This is a genomic window from Streptomyces sp. CB02261 (assembly GCF_001905665.1).
In the GTDB taxonomy this organism is placed as follows: Bacteria; Actinomycetota; Actinomycetes; order Streptomycetales; family Streptomycetaceae; genus Streptomyces.
Genome location: NZ_LIVX01000008.1, coordinates 328,962 through 348,928, shown reverse-complemented (window position 1 = coordinate 348,928; position 19,967 = coordinate 328,962). Strand labels below are relative to the sequence as shown.

Below are 19,967 nucleotides of genomic sequence, written 5' to 3'. Positions count from 1 at the left end.
GCTTCCGAAGCAGCGCCCCGCTCGGAAGCCGGCCCTTCGTCATGCACCGCACCTTCTTCCGACAAGGAGCAGGACGTGTCACCCCTTCGCAGCAGACCTGGGTCCCAGGCCATTGCGCCAGGACACCGCTCCGGGCCCCGCCGCTCCGCCCTGCGGCTCGCCGCCACCGCCGCGGCGGCCACCGTCGCCGCGACCGGCCTCGTCGTCGGCCCGGCCCCGTCCCCGGCCGGCGCGGTGGAGTCGGGCGCCGCGCTGACCGTGCGTCTCGACCCCAGCTACCAGCACCAGACCTTCCAGGGCTGGGGAACCTCGCTCGCGTGGTTCGCCCACGTCACCGGAGGCTGGCCGGAGGCCCAGCGCAACGCCCTCGCGGACGCCCTCTACGGCCCGGACGGCCTCGCGTTCACCATCGCCCGCTACAACATCGGCGGCGGCGACAGCCCGGACACCACTCCCTACCTGCGCGCCGGGGCGGACGTCCCGGGCTGGTGGAACCGCCCCGGTCCCGAGTCGCCCGACTGGTGGGACCCCCAGAACCCCACGCACTGGAACCCGAACGCCGACGCCAACCAGCGCTGGTGGCTCACGGCCGCCAAGGCCCGCGGCGCCGACACCTTCGAGGCGTTCTCCAACTCGGCCCCGTACTTCATGACCAACAGCGGCCTCGTGTCTGGCAACTGGAACGGGTGGCACGACAACCTCCGCTCCGACCAGTACGAGCGGTTCGCCGAATACCTCGCCGGATCGCTCCAGCGGGCCCAGACCGCGACGGGCGTCACCTTCGACTCCCTTTCGCCGGTCAACGAACCGTACACGGAGTTCTGGAAGGCCGAAGGCCGCCAGGAGGGCTCGCACTGGGACCGGGCCTCCCAGGTCCAGATGATCACCACCCTGCGGGCGGCGCTCGACGCCAAGGGCGTCACCGCGCCGATCGCGGCCATGGACGAGCACGTCCCGAAGTGGTTCCTGGAGAACTGGGAGACGTACCCCCAGTCCGCCCGCGACGCCGTGGGCCGGCTCAACACGCACACGTACCGGACGGACGGCCGCATCGGCGTCCGGGACATCGCCAAGGGCGAGGCCAAGCCCCTGTGGATGTCGGAGGTCGACGTCGCCCGGGATCACGGCGGGCAGAGCTTCACCGACATGCTCCCGGCCCTGGACCTCACCGAACGCATCAACGGTGACCTGCGCGAACTGGAGCCGAGCGCCTACGTCCTCTGGCAGGCGATCGAGGACTACGAGAACATGACCCCGGCGCACGAGAACGCCAACTGGGGCCTGATCCAGACCGACTTCACGCCCGCGAACGCCGCCACCGAGCCGCTGCGCAAGAACAAGAAGTTCTGGGCGATGGGCAACTACAGCCGCTTCATCCGCCCCGGCGCGCGGTTCGTCAACACCGACGACGCGAGCACCGTCGCGGCCATCCGTCCCGACGGCGGCGTGGTCGTGGTCCACACCAACCCGACGGGCTCCGACCGCGAGGTCACCCTGAACCTCGACGGGTTCCAGACCGCGGGCGCGGGCGCCGTCGAGCGGTGGACCACCGACGGCACGAAGAACCTCCAGCGCGACAGCGACGAGGCCGTGGCCGGCGGGACGCTGACGGCCACCGTCGGCCCCGGCTCCGTCACCACCTTCGTCCTTCCGACCGTCAGCGGCGTGAACACCGCCGCGACCACGGCGCCGACCGGCGGCCCGCGCCGGCTGGTCAACGACAACAGCGGCAAGGCCCTCGCCGTCGCCACCTCGGGCGGCGTCCACACGCCCGTCCAGCGCACCCCGGCCCCGGCGGACGCGTCCCAGCAGTGGACCTTCACCAAGGTGTCCGCCACCGACTGGAGCCACACCGCCGCCTACCGGATCACCCACGTCCAGACCGGCAAGGCACTCTCCGCCCCGGGCGGCTCGCTGACCCTGGAGACCCCCGGCTCGTCCACCGCGCAGCAGTGGATCCGCTCCACCACCGGCGACGGACACCACACCCTGGTCAACCGGGCCGGCGGCAAGCTCCTCGACGTCATGGGAGCCTCGACGGCCGAGGAGGCACCGGTCGGCGTCTACCGGCCGACGACCGGCAGCAACCAGTCCTGGACCTTCCCGAGCGCTGCGCCCGACACCTGGAAGACGCTGAGCTTCCGGCACAGCTCCAAGTGCCTCGACGTCAGCGGCGCCTCGTCGGGCGACGGCGCGGCGGTCGTCCAGTACAGCTGCAACAACGGCACCAACCAGCAGTGGTCCCTGCGCCCGGCCGCAGACGGCTACGTCACCGTCGTGGCCCGGCACAGCGGCAAGTGCCTCGACGTCAGCGGCCTGTCCACGGCCGACGGCGCCGAGGTCTTCCAGTACGCCTGCAACGGCGGCCGCAACCAGGAATGGGCGGTCCGCGGCTCGGGCGGATACCTCACACTGACGGCCCGCCACAGCGCCAAGTGCCTCCGGCCGAGCGGTGGATCCATCACGAACGGCGCGGCAGCCGTCCAGTGGACCTGCGACGGGACGACCAGCCAGCAGCTCCAGGCGGGCTGACCCGCGAGACGTGTCCGGGCCCCGGTCCATGTGATCGGGGCCCGGTTCTCGTGGGCCGCTCGCAGCCGCCCGCCTTCCTATTTGTGGTGTCCGGAGTGGCGACTGGAACGACGGCGCACGGTGAAGGCGCAGGCAAGCATGCCGAGCGCCCACGCGATCAGCAGGGCACCCCACAGCGGCATGGTCACCTCGGGAATGAGAAGGCGGATCCTGACATCGCCCCGATTCTCGAAGATGAAGATCAGAGCGACCGCGGTGATCAGGATGAAGGGCGTGAGTCGACGGACAGCGGGGCGGGCGAAGAACGACGTGTGCGCCTTCTGGTCCGGGTTGTTCACGGCCATGATTGCCTCTCACTGGTGCTCCCCCCGGTGCGAGCGACGCGGCCGGGCGCGATGGCCCTGTCAGGTGGAGCTGCGCCGGACGCGCACCCCGCCCTCGGGCTCCGGGCCGTCATGGCCCGGCGGCAGCGGCACGACGCCGCGAAACCGGTCATACCACCATGCTGCGCGCCTCGTGGACGGACCGCACGCGCATCGTGCGCCGGCTGCCCTCGACGTCCTCACGCAGATGCGGACCGTCCGGAAGTCGCCCAGCATGGGCACATGACGGCTCTCGCGCGCACAGGGGCGGCTGTCAGGCGACCGGGGTCGGTCGCGCGACCCGCGGAGGAACGTCCAGGTTCGTGCGGCGCGGGGCGCAGCGCGCGTCACGGAGAAAGTGGTACGTCATGAGTGGTGGCAGCGCCTGGACCGGGGCCGCCGTCGCGGCCGTCACCATCGGCTACGGGCTGTTCTCCCGCCGGCTGGCCTCGACACCGGTCTCCGCTCCGATGGTGTTCGCCGCCTTCGGCGTGCTCATCGGCCCGATCGGGCTGGACGTCCTCGACCTGGGGCATGACGCGGGTCCGGTGCTGACGCTGGTCGAGGCCGCTCTGGCTCTCCTGCTCTTCACCGATGCGATGACGGTACGGCGGAGGGACCTGCGGGCGGACGGCTACCTGCCCCTGCGTCTCCTGGCCATCGGCCTGCCCCTGAGCATCGCGGCGGGCTGGCTGTTGGCGTGGCCCCTGCTTCCGGGGCTGACCCTGTGGGAGTTCGCGCTGCTCGGGGCCGTCCTCGCGCCTACCGACATCGCACTCGGCAAGACGGCGTCCTCCAGTCCACGTGTCCCGGGGCCCGTGCGGCACGGGCTCGAAGTCGAGAGCGGCCTGAACGACGGCCTGGTACTGCCGTTCTTCGTCATGTTCCTGGCCGCCCTTCCCGGCACGCTCGCCTCGGAGGAGGGCGTGGGGGGAGTGTTCTGGCGCGCGATCGTGGTCAGCGGCGCCGTGGGCTTGGCCCTGGGGGTGGTCGGTGCACGGCTGCTGACCCTCGCGCGGGCGCGGGGCTGGGCGACCGGGGCGTGGCAGCAGGTCGTGGTCCTTGCGGTGGCCTTCTGCGCGTACAGCGTGGCGACGGCCCTCGACGGCAGCGGCTTCATCGCCACCTGGACGGGCGGCTTCGCCTTCGGTGTCACCCTGCGCAGGACCGCGTCGGCGGGCGGGGGACGGGCGGCGGAGGAACGGCCCTCCGACCCGGCGGTTGAACGGCCCTCCGACCCGGCGGAGGAGCGGCCCTCCGACCCGGCGGTTGAACGGCCCTCCGACCCGGCGGAGGAGCGACCCTCCGACCCGGCGGTTGAACGGCCCTCCGACCCGGCGGGGGAGCGGCCCGCCGACCTGGCGGAGAACCTGGGCGGGCTGCTGGGGACCCTGAGTTTCCTGGCTTTCGGCGCGGTCCTGCTCGGCCCGGCGCTCGAGCACCTGGACTGGCGGATCATCACCTACGCGGTGCTCAGCCTGACGGTCGTCAGGATGCTGCCCGTGGCTCTCGCGCTGGTCGGCTCCGGACTGCGGCTGCCCACCGTGGCCTACGTCGGCTGGTTCGGGCCCCGCGGCCTGGCCTCCGTGGTCTTCGGACTGCTCCTGGTGGAGGAGCACGTACCGGGGATCGAACTCCTCGGGCAGGTCATCGCGGTCACCATCGGTCTCAGCATCCTGCTGCACGGCGTGTCGGCCCCCTCCTTCGCCGACCGCTACGGCAACTGGTTCGATGCCGCGCAGGCCGGCGGCGCCGACCTGCGCGAGGCGCGGGGCACGGCTGAGGGCCTCGGGAAGCGGCGCGGCGGCCAGCGACGCCTTCGCTGAGCGGGGCGGGCTCCGCAGGGAGGGAGTCCCCTCGGCGGGCGTGACCTGGGGTGACGCGGTCCGTCGCAGGACTTCGGCCGGAGGGGGCGGTTCCGTGGGCCCGCGAGCGCGTGGCGTACCGTCCGACTGGACTGGTCAGACCGTCTATTGACGGGCCATCACTAAATCGCACAGTGATACGATCGGCGCGCAAGCGGGGCGGGCGGATGAGCGCAGGAGAACACCTCCGACTTCAGGGGTGTTCCGGGCAGGCGTCCCGATGCGGGCGGTCCGCCGGTGCACCGCATTGACGGGAATTCAGCAACTGGCCGTCGGTCGCCTGAAGAGAGTCTTATGACGGAATACATACAGAACCCGCTGCTCTGGGCTCTGTCGGTCCTCGTTCTTGCCGCCATCGCCGTCCTCGTCCGCCAGCGCAAGGCGGCCAAGGCTCTGCGGCAGCAGATCGACGGGCTCCGGAGCCATTACTCCGACCTGGAGAACCACTACACACAATCCGTCGAGGCGGCGCAGGAACAGGCCGAAGAGGCGACGAAGACCGTCCTGAAGTCCGCGATGCGGACGCTCCAGGGCCTCGCCGCCGAACAGCAGCTCGTCGTCTCCCGGCTCCAGAGCAAGTACGGCGAGTCCGCCATGCTCCAGGACCTGCTGGAGATCGACCACACCAACTCGCAGTTCGGCCGGCGCGCCCAGTCCATCGCCGTCCTCTGCGACGGCTGGCTCGGCCGCCACCGCGACGTGGCGTCCGTGTACGACGTGGTCCGCAGCGCCCAGGGCCGGATCCGGCACTTCCGCCGCGTGGAGATCCTCTCGCGCGTCGACTTCGGCATCACCAGCCGCGCCGTCGAACCGGTGGCGCTGGCGCTCGCCGAGCTCCTCGACAACGCCACCAGCTACTCCAGTCCCGACACCGTCGTCGAGATCAACACCCGCACCGTGCCCAAGGGCGTGTGCATCGTCGTCGACGACGCGGGCGTCGGCATGAGCGACGAGGAACGGACCCGCGCCGAGGGACTGCTCTCCAGCAACCGCGTCACCGGTGTCTCCGGACTCGGCAACCCGCCGCAGTTCGGCTTCGCGGTGATCGGCGTGCTGTGCGAACGGTTCGGTTTCGAGGTGTCCGTCGACTCGTCCTCCCCGTACGGCGGTGTCCGCGCGGTCCTCCTGCTGCCGCACGAGCTGCTCACCAGCGTGCCGGTGCAGAGGCCCACGGCGCCGCCCGTGACCACACCCGGCGTACCGCACCCGGGCGGGCCCGAAGCCGTGCCCGCGACGGACCCGACCGCCGACGGCCTGCCCAAGCGGCGCCGCAAGCGCCCGATGGCCATCGTGCCCAGCAGTGCGCCCGCACAGGCTCCGAGCCGCTCCGACGCCGAAGCGGCGGCGATCATGGGTGCCTTCCAGCGAGGCACGCAGTCCGGCCGGGCCTCCTACCCGGAGGCGCCGGACCGGACGAGCAGCACATCTCGTGCAAGCAGCGAAGGACATGAGGTCTCGTGAACGACGATCTGTCATGGATGCTCGACAGCGCCCTGGAGATTCCCGGCGCGCTGCACGCGGTCCTGATATCCGCCGACGGCCTGCTGATGGCCAGGTCGAACGACTACGACAAGGACAACGCCGACCGCGTCGCGGCCGCGATGAGCGGGGTGCAGTCGCTGAGCCGCTCGCTCGGCTTCTTCTGCGAGGACCCGCGCGCGCAGTGGCGGCAGACCCTGGTCGAGTTCGACGGCGGCTGGGTCTTCCTGATCTCCGCCGGTGAGGGCGCCTACCTCGGCGTCTCCGCGTCCCCGGACGTCGACATGGCGGACATCACCTTCCGGATGCAGCAGCTCGTCGGCCAGCTCGGCAAGGTGCTCATGACGCCGCCGCGCGAGAACCTCGGCACGCGCTCATGACGGGACGCGAGGAGTGGGAGCCGGCCGCCGAGCTGGTCCGGCCGTACGTCATCACCAAGGGACGCGGCCTGCCCGACGAGGAACAGCTCTCCCTGATCACGCTGGTGACGGTGGCGCCGGAGGAGGGCCAGCGGCCCACCCGGCTCTCGCCCGAGGAGCAGCGGCTGCTCGACATCTGCGCCGCCGGCTACCTGTCGGTCGCCGAGATCGCCGGCCACACCCGGCTGCCCCTCGGCGTGGTGAAGATCCTCCTCGCCGCCCTGACCGAGGGCGGCTACCTCATCACCCGCTCGCCGGTGCGCCGGGCCGTCCTCGCCGACCGGGAGATCCTTGAGGAGGTGCTGAATGGTCTCCGTGCCAAGTTTGGGTGAGCGGGACTACGTACGCGACGGGGCTTCGCAGATCCCGGTGAAGATCCTCGTCGTCGGGCACTTCGCGGTGGGCAAGACCACGTTCATCGGCTCGATCTCCGAGATCGAGCCGCTGACCACCGAGGAGCGGATGACCCAGGCCGCCGAGCACGTCGACGACCTCAAGGGCGTCCGGAGCAAGACCACCACCACGGTCGCCATGGACTTCGGCCGCCTGACCATCAGCGAACGCATCGTCCTGTACCTGTTCGGCACCCCCGGTCAGCAGCGGTTCGTGCAGATGTGGGAGGACCTCGCGCGCGGGGCCCTCGGCGCGCTGGTCCTGGTCGACCCCGAGCGGCTCGCGGACTCCTTCGGGGTCATCGACCTGATCGAGCAGTACGGGCTCGAGTACGCCATCGCCGTCAACCACTTCGACGGCTCGCCCCTGCGGGACGAGGCGGCGCTGCGCGAGGCGCTGGACCTGCTGGACGACACCCCCGTCGTCACCTGCGACGCGCGCGACGAGAAGTCGTCCGCCGACGCACTGACCACCCTGGTCCGCTTCTTGCTGGACCGCGCCCGACAGGAGCAGTAGCCGCCATGGACACCCACACCCCCGCCCCGGCGCCCCCGCCCGGCTGCCCCGCCCACGGCTCGGGCGCCCGGGTCCCGCTGTACGGCACGGAGTTCGCCGCGGACCCGCAGGCGTACTACGCCTACCTGCGCCACTACGGGCCCACCGCGCCCGTGGAGCTCGCCCCCGGGGTGGACGCCACCCTCGTCACCGACTACCAGGCGGCGCTCCAGCTGCTCCAGGACTCCGCGTCGTTCCGCAAGGACGCACGGATGTGGCGGGACTTCAACGAGGGCCGGGTCCCGCGGGACAGTCCCGTCGTGCCCCTCCTCGCGTACCGGCAGAACTGCATGTTCAGCGACGGCGGTGAGCACCTGCGGCTGCGCCAGGCGATCACGGACAGCATGGCCCGGGTCGACTCGCACCGGCTGGCCCGGAGCACCGAGCGCATCTCCGACTACCTGATCTCCCAGTTCGGCTCCCGGGGCTCGGCGGACCTGCTCGGAGACTACGCCAAGCAGCTCCCGCTGTTCGTCTTCAACGAACTCTTCGGCTGCCCCGCCGGCGTCGGCGACCGGGTGCTGTTCGGCATCTCGGGGATGTTCGACGGGGTGAACGCCGAGAAGGCGACCGCCGTACTCTTCGGGGCCGTGCAGGAACTGGTCACGCTCAAGCGGAGCCGGCCGGGCGACGACGTCACCTCCTGGCTGATGCAGCATCAGGCCAACCTGAGCGATCAGGAGATGGTCGACCAGCTCTCCCTGCTCCTCGGCGCGGGTGCCGAACCGCTGCGCAACCTCCTCGGCAACACCCTGCACCGGCTGCTCACCGACGACCGGTACGCCGACGGCGGCGGGCTGATCGGGGAGGCGCTCGACGACACGCTGTGGGACAACCCGCCGATGTCGAACTACGCGCCCCACTACCCGGCCGCGGACATGGAGTTCGCGGGCGAGAAGGTACAGGCCGGGGACCTGATGCTGGTGAGCTTCGCGGCCGCCAACTCGGGCCTCGCGCTGACGGCCGCCCGTACGGCCGGCAGCAACCGGTCGCACCTGGCGTGGAGCGCGGGTCCGCACGGCTGCCCGTCCAAGGAGCCGGCCCGGCACATCACCGTCACGGCCATCGAGCACCTGCTCAACCGGCTGCCCGACGTCGAACTCGCCGTACCGGAGGACAGCCTGATCTGGCGTCCCGGCCCCTTCAACCGGGCCCTGGCCACGCTGCCCGCCAGGTTCACCCCCGTTCCGTCATCGGGTGGTGGCGACGCGCGGCCGGGCACGGCGGCCGCCTCGTCCGGCGCGCCGTTCGGCGCCCCGTCCGGGCAGGAGGGCAAGGGCGAACGGAAGGGCCGCTGGAGCCAGTTCCTGTCCTGGCTGACCAACTGATCCACGATTTCCCTCTCCTCCCCCTCTCTGCATGACTATCCGATCGATCACAGGGGTAGTGATCGTCGCGGCATCAGTGTTGTGTATGAGGTAGAGGAGCTGTCGTGGACCACATATCCACCGACACCGCTTTGTCAGAGCCACCACCCCGTGGGGGTGCGCACCGGGATACCCGCCCTTGTCGGCGGGTATCTTCGTGCGTGCCTCGTGTTCTGGGCGGGGGTCGGTGAGCCGCTTGCTGCCCGACACGACTCCGGAGCCGGAGGCCGGCACCCTCGGCGCCCACACCCGGGCCCAGTTGACACGCCTCTGCGACGTCGCGGGACTCTCGCCGACCGACGCGGAGACGTACGCGCACACCCTGGTGGAGGCGCTGGGGCCGGCCGCCGGGCGGTCGCTGGCCCTGCCGCCGCCGACGCGCACCTTCCTCTCCGACGACCACACCCCCGTCGAGTACTCGCTCTCCTTCAGCCCTGGCCGTGCCCCGGCCCTGCGCGTGCTGGTGGAGCCGGGCTTCGGCGCGGGCAGCTGGGCGGAGAACGGCCGGATCGGCCTGGAGGCCGTCCGCGCGATGGCCCGGCGCTGGGACTTCTCCACCGAGCGGCTCGACGAGATCGAGGACCTCTTCTTCCCGGCCCGGGCGAAGGGGCCGCTGGCGCTGTGGATCGCGCTGGAGCTGCTGCCCGGCGGCGTGCCCAGGATGAAGGTGTACCTGAACCCCGCGGCGAAGGGGGCGAAACGTTCCGCCAAGACCGTGCGGAAGGCCCTGCGCCGCCTCGGCCACCGACGGGCGTTCAAGGCGCTGCCGAAGGCCGACGGCCATCCCTTCTTCGCCCTGGACCTGGGCCGGTGGGAGACACCGCGGGTGAAGGTCTACGCCCGGCACCTCGACCTGTCGGCCGCCGAGGCGGGCGGCCTGTCCCGTACGGGCTCCGGCCCGGGGCCGGCGGAGCTCCAGGAGTTCTTCCGGACCACCGCCGCCACCGACGACCTCGACCGGCGGCCCGGCCTGTCCTGCCACGCCTTCACCGAGACGGAGACCGGCCGCCCCAGCGGCTTCACCCTCCACATCCCGGTGCGCGACTACGCCCGCGACGACCGGGAGGTCCTCGAGCGGTCGGTGGACGTCCTGCGGAGCCACGGCATGGACCCCGACCCGCTGGTCCGGTCGCTGTCCGCGCTCACCTCGCGGCGACCCAAGGACGGAGTGGGCCTCATCGCCTACCTCGCGATCGCCCACCAGCAGGGCCACCCGCCCCGGGTGACCGCGTACCTCTCGTCGGAGGCCTACGCCGTCCGCCCCCCGGCGAAACTGCCCCGGCGCGCGGCGGCGGTCTAGGCAGGGCCGGGAAGTCGGGGTCGCGGCCTTGGATGACCAGGATCGCGGGCCCGGCCCCGCCGTGGCCTGGGGCCGCTGCCCGGGCGGGGCGGGGTCGCGGGCCGGGCGCGTCGAGGGCGCAGGCCGGGAGGTCGGGTCGCGGCGCGGGCGGGGCGGGGTCGCGGGCCGGGAGGTCAGGGTTGCGGCCCGGCCGGGTCAAGGGCGTGAGCCGGGAGGTCGTCGGGGCCGCCGCGCGGGCGGGTCGAGGTCGTGGGCCGGTCCGGTCGGGGGCGCAGCCCCGGTCTTTGCCGTGGCCCCTGGTCGTGGTCCCTGGTCATGGCCCCCGCCTCGTACGGGCCCGGGCGCGTGAGGGTCGTCGTTCCGGCTCCCGGCCGGCCCGGTCACGTTCCCTCGGCACCCCACGACGGTGGGTGTCCACCGGGAGCTCCACCGTCGTGGGGCCGGGCGCGCGGCCCGGCCGGGGGTTCAGGCGTCCTGGAGTTCGCGCATCTCGCGGAGGTAGGGGCCGACGTCGACCTGGATGGAGGCGCCGCCCTCCGCCGAGCCGTAACGCCGGGCGATGCCGCCCAGGTACGCGTCGATCTCCTCGCGCATCGCGTCCGCGTCCGGCAGGACGACCTCCCCGCCGATGATGCGCGCGACCCACCGCGTCTGGCCCTCCACGAGCCGCGTGATCGCGCCCATCGGGCGGACCAGACCGACGAAGTAGAGGCCGGGCCTGCCGGGGGCGACGACCCGCCGGTACAGCTCGACCGATCCGCCCGGCCCGGCCGGGCACCCCTCGGGCAGGAACGGGAAGTCCATGCCGTAGCCAGTGCAGTAGACGATCGCGTCGGCCTCCTCCGAGGTCCCGTCGGTGAAGACCACCCGCGTGCCGTCGAGGTGGTCGATCCCCGGCCTGGGGGTCACCGCGCCGTGGCGTATGCGGCTCAGGATCTCGTCCGAGATGGTCACCGGCGAGGAGAAGAGCGGGTGGTCCGGCTCGGGCAGGCCGTAGTCGGACAGCTTGCCCCGCGCGACACGCAGGGCCTCCGTGGCGAACTCGACCTGTTCGGGCAGGGACATGGCGGTGAACCACGGCTCCTCGGCCATCTGGTCGACCGACATGCCGTACAGCTGCTTGGGGACGATGTGCAGTCCCCGCCGGACCGAGAGCACGGTCCGCGCCGCGTGCCGGGAGAGGTCCGTGGCGATGTCCACCGCCGACGCCCCGAGGCCCACGACGACGACGCGCTGCCCGGCGAAGTCGGCCCCGTCCTCGTAGTCGACGGAATGCAGGATCCTGCCCGCGAACCCGTCCGAGCCGGGCGGCGCGGGCTTCGGCAGCGTCGGCACCGTGTTGTGCCCCGAGGCGACGACGACATGGGCGAACCGCCGCGACTGCAGGGTCCCGTCCGGGCCCCGGCTGACGACCGTCCACGACGCGTCGTCACCCTCCTGACGCACCGACACGACCTCGACGCCGAACTCGATCCGGTCCGAGACCCCCGCCCATTCGGCGAAGGACCGCAGATAGGCCGCGACCTGGCTGTGCCCCGGATAGAGGGGGTACGTGTCGGGCATCGGGAACTCGGTGTAGCCCGTGAGCTGCTTCGCGGTGTTCAGATGCAGCGACCGGTACCCGGGCCCCGGCTCACCGGCCGCCGGCCGGCGCCAGATCCCGCCGACATCGGCGGCCCGTTCCAGACAGACGAAGTCGACGCCCTTGACGGCCAGAGCGTGTGCGGCCGCCAGTCCCGACAGCCCCGCACCGATCACGCACACACTCAAGGTTTCCCCCACAGAACAGACACGCTCCACTCGAACGATCATTCACTGCCCACCCGCCCCACGCCTCACACGCGCAACACCGCAGGTTATCCCCGGGGGTGTTCGCCTCGCCGACGGCGACCGGCCCCCACCGGGCCCGGACAGCTTCCGCAACCTGCGGGACCGGTCTGCCGGTTCAGGTCGGGAAGTAACGGACCAGGACCTGGTGCAGGTAGTCCGCGCCCGAGCCGAGGCGGGCGGCCTGCTCGGGTGACGACACGAAGGCGACCCGGTCGAGTTCGGGTGCGTCTCCGCGTTCCGTCTCCGCCACGGTGAGGTCCGCGTGCAGGCGCCGCACGAGGGCGCTGGGAAGGGGCGGGGCGAGGAAGTGGAAGCCGAGGCTGCCGAACCGTGCTCCTCGGGTGAGGCCCCACAGCCGCAGCCCCTCGGCTGCGTCGTGCACGCCGAGTTCCTCGGCCAGTTCGACCGCGGCGTGCCTGCGGAGCGCCTCCATGTCCAAGGGGCTCCCGGCCTCGGGGGGTTCCGCCGAGCCGCCGGGAAGGCTCCAACGGCCGGGCGCCGCGGTCGTGGGGGAGCCGCGTCCGACCGCGAGGCCGTGCTCCGTCGGCAGCAGGACGGTGACGAAGACGGACCCGGGAACATCGTGGGGCGCCCGCAGCTTCCGCAGCGCCCGGTACCGGTACGGCATCCTCGCCCATCGCACCAGCATCGGCCCGGGACCCGGCGGGTCGACGCCCAGGCTCGCGACGAGCGGGCCGTCGAAGGTGGCGGGGTTGCGGGCCTTCGTCTCAGCCCACAGGCGGGCGACCTCGCCGCGCTCCCACGGCGACAGGGCCGGTGCCGGCAGCTCGACGAAGCCGATCCGTCGCGCGTCGAGGAACTCGACGGGGAGACGTTCGGACCGGATCGGCCCGGCACTCGTCTTCTTCGCGGACCCACCGGTCGGATCCCGGCGGATGTCGCCCCGCACCCGGTGACAGTCCTCGGACGCCATGATGTATCCCCTCCCGACATGAGGGCCGCATCGGCGCGCGCCCTGCTGACACCGGTGTAGCAGCGGCCACCGACACCGACGTGGATGAACCGCACGCGGACACGCCGGCCCGCGCGGGCGTCAGCCTCTCGGGGCGTACGCGAGGAGCCACGGGCGGCTACGGGACGTCACGGCGCCCGGGCCGTCTCCCCCGGCGACGGCCGCCCGCCCGTCGGGATGCGGGGGAGCCACCGGCCCACCGGGGCCCCGGGACCGCCCGAGGCCGTGCGAAGCGTTCCGGCCGATGCTGCAATGGACGCATGGGACCGGTCGATTTCACCTGATCGCCGCGACATACACCACCGCCACCAGCGGATTCGCGTGGAGGAGATCAGCGTGGACGCTTCTGACATCGATTACGAGGCGGTCTACCACGCGCTGCCGGGAGCGGTCGCCCTCCTGACCCCGGACCTGGTCTTCGTCGACGCGAACGAGGCGTACCTGAGGCTGTCGGGCCGCACCCGTGAGCAGGTGAGGGGACGCTACCTGTTCGACGTCTTCCCCGACCGGCCCGGGGAACCGGCCGCGAGCGGTACGCGCAGCCTGCGCGACTCGTTGCGGAGGGTCGTGTCCACCGGCGACAGCGACAGCATGGCGCTGCACCGCTACGACGTGGAGGACCCGGACCGGCCGGGAGTGTGGGAGGAGCGGTACTGGAGCCCGATCAACGTCCCGGTGCTCGGTCCGGACGGCGCGGTGGTGCTGGTGCTGCACCGCGTGGAGGAGGTGACCGAACTCATCCGCGCCCGGGGCACGCGCGGCGGCGGTGACCGGTCGCGGGCCCTGGAGGCCGAGCTGTACACCCGCGCACGGGAACTCCAGGAGGTCAACCAGCGGCTGCGCGAGACGCACGCCCGCGAACGCGAGGTCGCCCTCCACCTCCAGCGGGCGATGCTCCCGGCACCCGGTCAGCTCGGCCACCACCGCGCGGCGGTGCGGTACCGGCCCGCCACCGGGGCTCTCAACGTGTGCGGGGACTGGTACGACCTGATCGACATGCGCGACCCCGACCGCGACCGCGCGGCCGTCGCCGTCGGTGACGTCGTCGGTCACGGACTGCCCGCCGCCGGAGTCATGGGTCAGCTCCGCAGCGCGCTGTCCGCGGCGTCGAGGGTGGCGGCCGGCCCCGCGCAGGCCCTCGACGTCCTCGGTCTCTACGCCCGCCATGTCGACGGCGCGGAGTCGACCACCGCCGTGTCGGTCTTCATCGACTGGACCGGCCACACCCTCACCTACAGCAGCGCCGGCCACCCGCCGCCCGTCCTCTGCCACGCGGACGGCACCGTGACGTTCCTCGACCGGGCGACCGACCCGCCGCTGGGCGCCCGCCCCGAACACGTGGCCCGCCCGCAGAGCCGGACCGGCTTCACGGACGGCTCCACGCTCATCCTCTACACCGACGGACTGGTCGAGCGCCGCCGCGAGGACATCGACACCGGCCTCCAGCGCCTCGCGGACTCCGCCGCCCGCCACCGCGCCGCCGACCCGGGGGACCTCGCCGACGCGCTCCTGGCCGACCTGATCCCTCCCGCCGGCATCACCGACGACACCGCGCTCGTCGTCGTCCGTCTCTGACCGGCGGCGAGGGCTCCGGCGTCAGCGGTCCGCGGAGCCGTGGCGGACCACGCAGGAGCGGTTGCTCTCCCAGCCCCAGCCGTCGCCGTCGGGGTCGGAGGCGCTGCCCTGGGCGCAGTACCGGTAGCCGTTGGGAGCGGTGTCGGCGGATCCGCCGCGGATGACGCAGGAGCGGCTGCTCTCCCAGCCCCAGCCGTCCCCGTCCGGGTCGGAGGTGCTGCCGGGGGCGCAGTACGGGTAGCCGTTGCGGGCGGTGTCCTCCGCAGGTTGCCCGCCGGTGTAGACGGTGGCGGTCTTCGAGGTGGTGGAGATGCCGTTCGCGCCGTGGAAGAGGCGGTTGCCCCACGCCGTCAGGGAGTCGGCGTCGAAGCCGGTGACCAGGTCGAGGTACTCGACTCCGCCGCCGTTGCCGCTCCACGACCAGCCGAGGTAGCCGACCCGGAGCGACTGGGCCGTCGCCATGATGGCGTTCTCGTCGGGGTTGCCGTCGCTGTGGTTGTCGCCGAACTCGCCGACCACGATGGGGAGTCGGTTGCTGACGAAGTGGTTCAGGTAGTTCTGGACCTCGGCGGCGGTGTCGTAGACGCCATACATGTGGACCGAGAAGATCGTGTTGCGGTCGGGGTCGGCGGCGAGGACCGAGGCGGCGTTGTCCCGCATGACGTGGTTCCAGTCCTGGCCCCAGGCGGGGGCGTCCACCATCAGGGCGTGGCGGAGGCCGGCGGTGCGGAGCTTGGCGATCGCGTTCTTCGTGGCGTTGGTCCACGCGCTCTGGTCGTTGTTGCCGAACGGCTCGTTGCCTATGTTGACGACGACGTAGTCCTCCTGGCCCACCAGCGCGTTCTTGACGCCCACCCAGTAGTCGGCGGCCTTGTCCAGGGAGGCCGCGGCGGGCTCCTCGCCGTATCCGGTCGTGTCGTGCGCCTCCAGCACGCAGATCAGCTTGCTGGCCCTGCACTGGCCGATCAGGGAGGAGACCTGGTCCGCGGTCGTCCTGGTCCACCGGTCGCCGGTGCTGAGGACGATCCGGACGGTGTTGGCGCCCTTCTCGGCGATGTCGGCGAGCGAACCGGTCCGCTCCGGGTACCAGGCGTGCGCGTGGTTGACGCCGCGCATCACGAACTCGTTCCCGTTGGCCTCGTACAGACGGCCGTCTCTGACGCGGAGTCCGGTGGGGGCGGCCTCGGCCTCACCGGCGGGGCCGAGGACGGGCAGCACCAGAGCGGCGATGCCGGCGATCGCCGCGCCGACGGCTGTCAGCCAGGTTCCGCGCGATGGCTTCTTCATGCTTCTCCTCAGGAGTGCTTCACGGGGGACCGGCCCGCTGGGGCGCGGGCCGGGAGTCGAATGCGGTATCCGCCCTGGCAACGTTGTCAGGCCCTGGAGCGACCGTGGGTGACGGCGCGTCGGAGTGGGGGACACCGCGGCGTCCGGAGAGCTCGGCGGTCGACGAGTTCCGGTCGGTGCTCTTCACCATGAGGCACTCGGAGTTCCTCCCGCGTCAATAGGCGGGAAAGCAGTGATGTGCTTTCTCGGATCATCCGGTGGGTGGTGAATGATAAACCGCCGCTAAACTCGTCGTTTTCGCCCCTGAGGGTTGCTCGGATTCCCCGAAAGGCTTTACGGTCCCTCGTGTTCCCCCGCCGGCAGGCCGTCGGGATAGGCGAGCTGGGTGGCCTGGAGGCGCGCGTAGGCCGCTCCCCTGCGCAGGAGTTCGGCGTGGGTCCCGACCTCCTGGACGCGGCCCTGGTCCAGGACGACGATGCGGTCCGCGTTCCTCACGGTCGAGAGCCGGTGGGCCACGACGAACACCGTTCTTCCGGCGACCAGTCGGGCGAGGGCCTCCTGGACCAGCGCCTCGGACCGTGCGTCGAGCGCAGAGGTCGCCTCGTCGAGGACGAGGACCCGGGGGTCACGGAGGAGCGCTCGCGCGATGGCAAGGCGTTGGCGCTGGCCGCCGGAGAGCCGGGCGCCCCGTTCGCCCACGATCGTGTCGAGGCCGTGGGCGAGTCCGTCGACGAATTCGGTCGCGTTCGCGTCCGCCAGCGCGCGGCGCACGGTCTCCTCGTCGATGTCCGGCATTCCGTAGGTGACGTTGTCCCGGATGCTCCCTTCGAAGAGAACCGATTCCTGGGGTACGACGGCCACGAATTTCCGGTAGCTCCGCAGATCCAGCTCGCTCATGTCCCGGCCGTCCAGAAGGACACGGCCGTGCGTGGCGCGGTGGAATCCGAGAACGAGGTTGAGGAGAGTGGATTTGCCGGCGCCCGATCCGCCGACGACGGCCACGGTCCGACCCGGCGGGACCACGAGGTCGATGCCGCGGAGCGCGGGACCGGTCTCGCCCTCGTAGGTCAGATCGACGCCCTCGAAGCAGAAGCCTCCCTCCACCGTCGTGACCTCGACCTTGCCGTCGTTCTCCTCCAGATCGGGGTCCTGGAGGACCTCCCCGACGGACTTCAGCGACTCCACGGCCCTGCCGACGACCGGCGCCAGCGTCAGCAGGCTGGTCACCGCGCCCGTGAGGGTGGAGAAGTAGGCGCTGAGCATGACGACCTCGCCGGGGGTGACCGCCAGCCATCCGTGGTAGGCGACGAGGGCGGCGCCGAGCAGGCAGCCCATCCCGAGCCCGTTGAAGACGACCCAGGAGAGGGAGCCGAAGCGGGCGTTGAGCAGATCGAGCCGTGACCCCTCCCGCAGCACGGTGTCCAGCTCGTGCCCGACCCGCCGCAGGGCGGTGCGCTCCAGGCCGTGGGCGCGGGTGATCGGGATGAGCGTGGTCATGTCGCTGACGCTGGTCGACATCCGCTCGACGGAGCGCCGGTAGGAGGCGTTTCCGTCCCCGAGGCGGGAGCGGAGGGCCGCGATCAGAAGGACGGAGACCGGTACGAGCACGAGGAACACCGGCAGGAACGCCGGCGTGACCACGGCGATCACGACGAGGCCGCCGGCGAGGGTCGCGACGGCCGTCAGCCCGTTGTCGGCCGTCTGCTGGAGGCCGCTCTCCAGCGTCTCCACGTCCCGCACGACCTTGGTGTGCAGCACCGACGAACTGGTGCGGCTGTGGAAGCCGATGGACAGCTGCTGCATCCGCTGCACCAGCGCGCAGCGCAGATCACGGCCGGTACGGCGGACGGCGCCGTGGGCCCAGCGTACGTACAGGAGATGGAGCGGCGGGTTGAGGAGGAGCACCGTGAACATGAGGGCGCAGTTCCACCACAGGTCGGCCGGGGGACCGTGCTCCACGACGACATCGATGACGTTCGCGGTCACCGGCGGCAGCAGCCATACCGGGGCGTGCTTGGCGAAGAAGACGACCACGGCGCCGGCGAGCCGTACGCGGTCGGGACGGAGGAGGTAGGCGAGGGTGCGGACCGGGTGTTCGCCGCGGTAGCGGTGGTCCAGGGGGAAATCGGGCGGGGGCATGCGGACTCATCTCTTCGGTGCGCGGTGCGCGGTGCTTGGAGGGAGGGGAGTGGGTCTTCGGTCCAGAGGGAGGGGAGAGGGGGAGTGGGCGCGGAAGCGGGGGGCGGGGAGTGGGAGTGGGCACGGGAGCGTGGGGGCGCAGAGGGGGAGCGGGGACGGGGCGCCGGAGGGTGCGGGCGCCGACGGTGAGCCGGCGTCGATCGACGCCCCTCGCGTCCCACGGGGCCGCCGAGCGGAGTTCCCCCGGCGGTACGGGCGGGCGGTAGGGTCGACCACCGGCGACGGACCAGCACAGGACAGGGGTGGCGCGTGAAGCGGCCGACCATGGCGGACATCGCACGCCGCGCTGGCGTGTCCAAGGTGGCGGTCTCGTACGCGTTGAACGACCAGCCGGGGGTCTCCGACGCCACCCGCGCCGCGATCAAGAGCATCGCCGAGGAGCTGGGGTGGCGTCCCAGCAGCGCCGCCCGCGCGCTCACAGGAGGCAGGGCGCTGGCGGTGGGGCTCGCGGTACGCAGGCCCGCCCGGATGCTCGGCGTGGAGCCGTTCTTCATGGAGTTCATCAGCGGCGTGGAAGCCGCCCTGTCGGAGCGTTCGTACGCGCTGATGCTGCAGATGGTGGCGGACCAGGAGCAGGAGATCGAGCTCTGTCGGCGCTGGTGGGGCGAGCGGCGGATCGACGGCGTGTTCCTCATGGACCTCCAGGCCGAGGACGCGCGCGTGCCCGCGGTCGAGGCCCTCGGTCTTCCGGCGGTGGTCGTCGGGCCCCCCGACGCCTCGGGCTCGCTGCCCGCGATCTGGTCGGACGACGGCGAGAGCATCCACGAGATCGTGCGGTATCTCGCGGTGCTGGGCCATCGGCACATCGCCCGGGTGGCCGGCCCCGCGGAACTGACCCACACGCGGGTCCGGGACCGGGCGCTCCGCGGTGCGTGCGAGGAGGCCGGGATCCCCGAGGCGGCCGTGGTCCACACCGACTACACCGGTGACGCCGGGGCCCGCGCGGCCCGTTCGCTGCTGATCGCGCGGGAACGCCCGACGGCCATCGTCTTCGACAACGACATCATGGCCGTGGCCGCGCTCTCCGTGGCGCAGGAGCTGAACCTCTCCATCCCCGGGGACCTGTCGATCGTCGCCTGGGACGAGTCTCCGCTGACCCAGGTGGTCCGCCCCACGCTGTCGGCGGTCACACGGGACATCCCGGCGTACGGGGCTCGCGCGGCGAACGCGCTCCTGTCGCTCGTCGCCGGCGAGACGGTCGACGACATCCGGGACGGGTACGCCCGCTTCGTCCCCCGGGGCAGCACCTCCCCGCCGTCGGGCGGGCGGCCGGGATCCTCCTGACGTCCGCCCGCCTGCCCGGACCCTCCTGACGGCCCGGCCTTCCCGCTCCGCGGCTACTTGGTGGCTCCCTGCGAGAAGCCGTTGTAGATCCAGCGCTGGAGCAGCAGGAAGATGACCAGGGTCGGCACGATGACGAGGATCGCGCCGGCCGAGATGGCCTCCCAGTGCGCGCCGAACGGGCCCTTGAAGCGGAAGAGCGCGGTGGAGATCGTCCCCAGGTCCTCGGAGTGCATGTAGAGGAAGGGGATGTAGAAGTCGTTGTAGGTGGTGATCCCCTTGATGATGACGACGGTGGCGATGGCCGGCTTCAGGAGCGGGAAGATGATCCTGCGGTAGATGGTGAAGGCGTTGGCGCCGTCGAGCCGGGCCGCCTCGTCGAGGGAGACGGGGATGCCGCGGATGAACTGCAGGAAGATGTAGACGGACACGATGTCGGTGCCCATGTAGAGCAGGATCGGGGCCCAGCGGGTGTCGACCAGGCCGAAGCCGCTGATGACCTGGAAGGTCGCGACCTGCGTGGTGACGCTGGGCACGAGGGTGGCGATCA

The 19,967-nt window shown here is 71.9% G+C and carries 15 protein-coding genes and 1 pseudogene; 10 read left to right on the top strand and 6 right to left on the bottom strand.

From position 1 onward, the window contains the following. The first annotated feature begins 75 nt into the window (after positions 1-75). Positions 76-2,532, top strand: a complete 2,457-nt coding sequence (locus tag AMK29_RS26750) for an RICIN domain-containing protein (RefSeq protein ID WP_241845723.1) — start codon at positions 76-78, stop codon at positions 2,530-2,532. A 77-nt stretch (positions 2,533-2,609) separates the two neighbouring features. Here AMK29_RS26750 and AMK29_RS26745 read toward each other — a convergent pair whose 3' ends face one another. After that, positions 2,610-2,876 (bottom strand): hypothetical protein, encoded by a 267-nt coding sequence (locus tag AMK29_RS26745; RefSeq protein WP_073817831.1) that lies wholly within the window; start codon positions 2,874-2,876, stop codon positions 2,610-2,612. 386 nt (positions 2,877-3,262) lie between these two features. Between AMK29_RS26745 and AMK29_RS35985 the strand changes: the two genes are divergently transcribed. The 7 genes from AMK29_RS35985 to AMK29_RS26705 all read left to right on the top strand — a co-directional run bounded on the left by AMK29_RS35985 (position 3,263) and on the right by AMK29_RS26705 (position 10,272). Next, positions 3,263-4,720 carry a cation:proton antiporter gene (locus tag AMK29_RS35985; protein ID WP_241845722.1) on the top strand — a complete coding sequence of 486 codons (1,458 nt, stop codon included), beginning with the start codon at positions 3,263-3,265 and terminating at the stop codon, positions 4,718-4,720. Positions 4,721-5,053: 333 nt separating this feature from the next. Then, complete coding sequence (locus tag AMK29_RS26730; protein WP_073817829.1) at positions 5,054-6,220, top strand: ATP-binding protein; 1,167 nt, start codon at positions 5,054-5,056, stop codon at positions 6,218-6,220. Then, entirely contained in the window at positions 6,217-6,618 is a 402-nt protein-coding gene (locus tag AMK29_RS26725; RefSeq protein WP_030215995.1) for a roadblock/LC7 domain-containing protein, read from the top strand. The genes AMK29_RS26730 and AMK29_RS26725 overlap by 4 nt, the downstream gene beginning before the upstream one ends. After that, a complete protein-coding gene (locus AMK29_RS26720; RefSeq protein ID WP_073817827.1) occupies positions 6,615-6,989 on the top strand; it encodes a DUF742 domain-containing protein in 375 nt (124 codons plus the stop codon). The genes AMK29_RS26725 and AMK29_RS26720 overlap by 4 nt, the downstream gene beginning before the upstream one ends. Next, on the top strand, positions 6,964-7,566 hold the full coding sequence (locus tag AMK29_RS26715) for a GTP-binding protein (RefSeq protein WP_073817825.1): 603 nt from the start codon (positions 6,964-6,966) through the stop codon (positions 7,564-7,566). The genes AMK29_RS26720 and AMK29_RS26715 overlap by 26 nt, the downstream gene beginning before the upstream one ends. A gap of 5 nt (positions 7,567-7,571) precedes the next feature. Further along, the gene (locus tag AMK29_RS26710; protein ID WP_073817823.1) at positions 7,572-8,933 is read left to right on the top strand and encodes a cytochrome P450; all 1,362 of its coding nucleotides are present in this window, start codon (positions 7,572-7,574) and stop codon (positions 8,931-8,933) included. A 226-nt stretch (positions 8,934-9,159) separates the two neighbouring features. Beyond that, positions 9,160-10,272, top strand: a complete 1,113-nt coding sequence (locus AMK29_RS26705; RefSeq protein ID WP_241845721.1) for a tryptophan dimethylallyltransferase family protein — start codon at positions 9,160-9,162, stop codon at positions 10,270-10,272. Positions 10,273-10,737: 465 nt separating this feature from the next. Here the strand turns inward: AMK29_RS26705 and AMK29_RS26700 are convergent, their stop codons facing one another. Both AMK29_RS26700 and AMK29_RS26695 read right to left on the bottom strand, forming a co-directional pair. Further along, complete coding sequence (locus AMK29_RS26700) at positions 10,738-12,042, bottom strand: flavin-containing monooxygenase (protein WP_073817818.1); 1,305 nt, start codon at positions 12,040-12,042, stop codon at positions 10,738-10,740. Positions 12,043-12,217: 175 nt separating this feature from the next. Continuing rightward, entirely contained in the window at positions 12,218-13,036 is an 819-nt protein-coding gene (locus tag AMK29_RS26695; protein WP_079197156.1) for a hypothetical protein, read from the bottom strand. Positions 13,037-13,411: 375 nt separating this feature from the next. On the opposite strand from AMK29_RS26695, the gene AMK29_RS26690 reads away from it, so the two are divergent. Next, positions 13,412-14,650, top strand: a complete 1,239-nt coding sequence (locus AMK29_RS26690; protein WP_073817916.1) for a PP2C family protein-serine/threonine phosphatase — start codon at positions 13,412-13,414, stop codon at positions 14,648-14,650. 21 nt (positions 14,651-14,671) lie between these two features. Here AMK29_RS26690 and AMK29_RS26685 read toward each other — a convergent pair whose 3' ends face one another. Next, complete coding sequence (locus AMK29_RS26685) at positions 14,672-15,937, bottom strand: cellulase family glycosylhydrolase (protein ID WP_073817815.1); 1,266 nt, start codon at positions 15,935-15,937, stop codon at positions 14,672-14,674. A 333-nt stretch (positions 15,938-16,270) separates the two neighbouring features. After that, positions 16,271-18,076 carry an ABC transporter ATP-binding protein gene (locus tag AMK29_RS26680; protein ID WP_073817813.1) on the bottom strand — a complete coding sequence of 602 codons (1,806 nt, stop codon included), beginning with the start codon at positions 18,074-18,076 and terminating at the stop codon, positions 16,271-16,273. 309 nt (positions 18,077-18,385) lie between these two features. Here AMK29_RS26680 and AMK29_RS26675 point away from each other — a divergent pair, with 309 nt between their 5' ends. Further along, a complete protein-coding gene (locus AMK29_RS26675) occupies positions 18,386-19,420 on the top strand; it encodes a LacI family DNA-binding transcriptional regulator (RefSeq protein WP_073817811.1) in 1,035 nt (344 codons plus the stop codon). 53 nt (positions 19,421-19,473) lie between these two features. On the opposite strand, the pseudogene AMK29_RS37425 reads toward AMK29_RS26675, so the two are convergent. Then, a pseudogene (locus AMK29_RS37425) lies at positions 19,474-19,967 on the bottom strand (carbohydrate ABC transporter permease); the annotation flags it as partial.

What these genes read in the sequence shown, in the direction of transcription:
- AMK29_RS26730 (WP_073817829.1), top strand. Translation starts at nt 5,054, where the DNA reads ATGACGGAATACATACAGAACCCGCTGCTCTGGGCTCTGTCGGTCCTC.
- AMK29_RS26685 (WP_073817815.1), bottom strand. Translation starts at nt 15,937, where the DNA reads ATGAAGAAGCCATCGCGCGGAACCTGGCTGACAGCCGTCGGCGCGGCG.
- AMK29_RS26695 (WP_079197156.1), bottom strand. Translation starts at nt 13,036, where the DNA reads ATGGCGTCCGAGGACTGTCACCGGGTGCGGGGCGACATCCGCCGGGAT.
- AMK29_RS26680 (WP_073817813.1), bottom strand. Translation starts at nt 18,076, where the DNA reads ATGCCCCCGCCCGATTTCCCCCTGGACCACCGCTACCGCGGCGAACAC.
- AMK29_RS26720 (WP_073817827.1), top strand. Translation starts at nt 6,615, where the DNA reads ATGACGGGACGCGAGGAGTGGGAGCCGGCCGCCGAGCTGGTCCGGCCG.
- AMK29_RS35985 (WP_241845722.1), top strand. Translation starts at nt 3,263, where the DNA reads ATGAGTGGTGGCAGCGCCTGGACCGGGGCCGCCGTCGCGGCCGTCACC.
- AMK29_RS26715 (WP_073817825.1), top strand. Translation starts at nt 6,964, where the DNA reads ATGGTCTCCGTGCCAAGTTTGGGTGAGCGGGACTACGTACGCGACGGG.
- AMK29_RS26710 (WP_073817823.1), top strand. Translation starts at nt 7,572, where the DNA reads ATGGACACCCACACCCCCGCCCCGGCGCCCCCGCCCGGCTGCCCCGCC.
- AMK29_RS26745 (WP_073817831.1), bottom strand. Translation starts at nt 2,876, where the DNA reads ATGGCCGTGAACAACCCGGACCAGAAGGCGCACACGTCGTTCTTCGCC.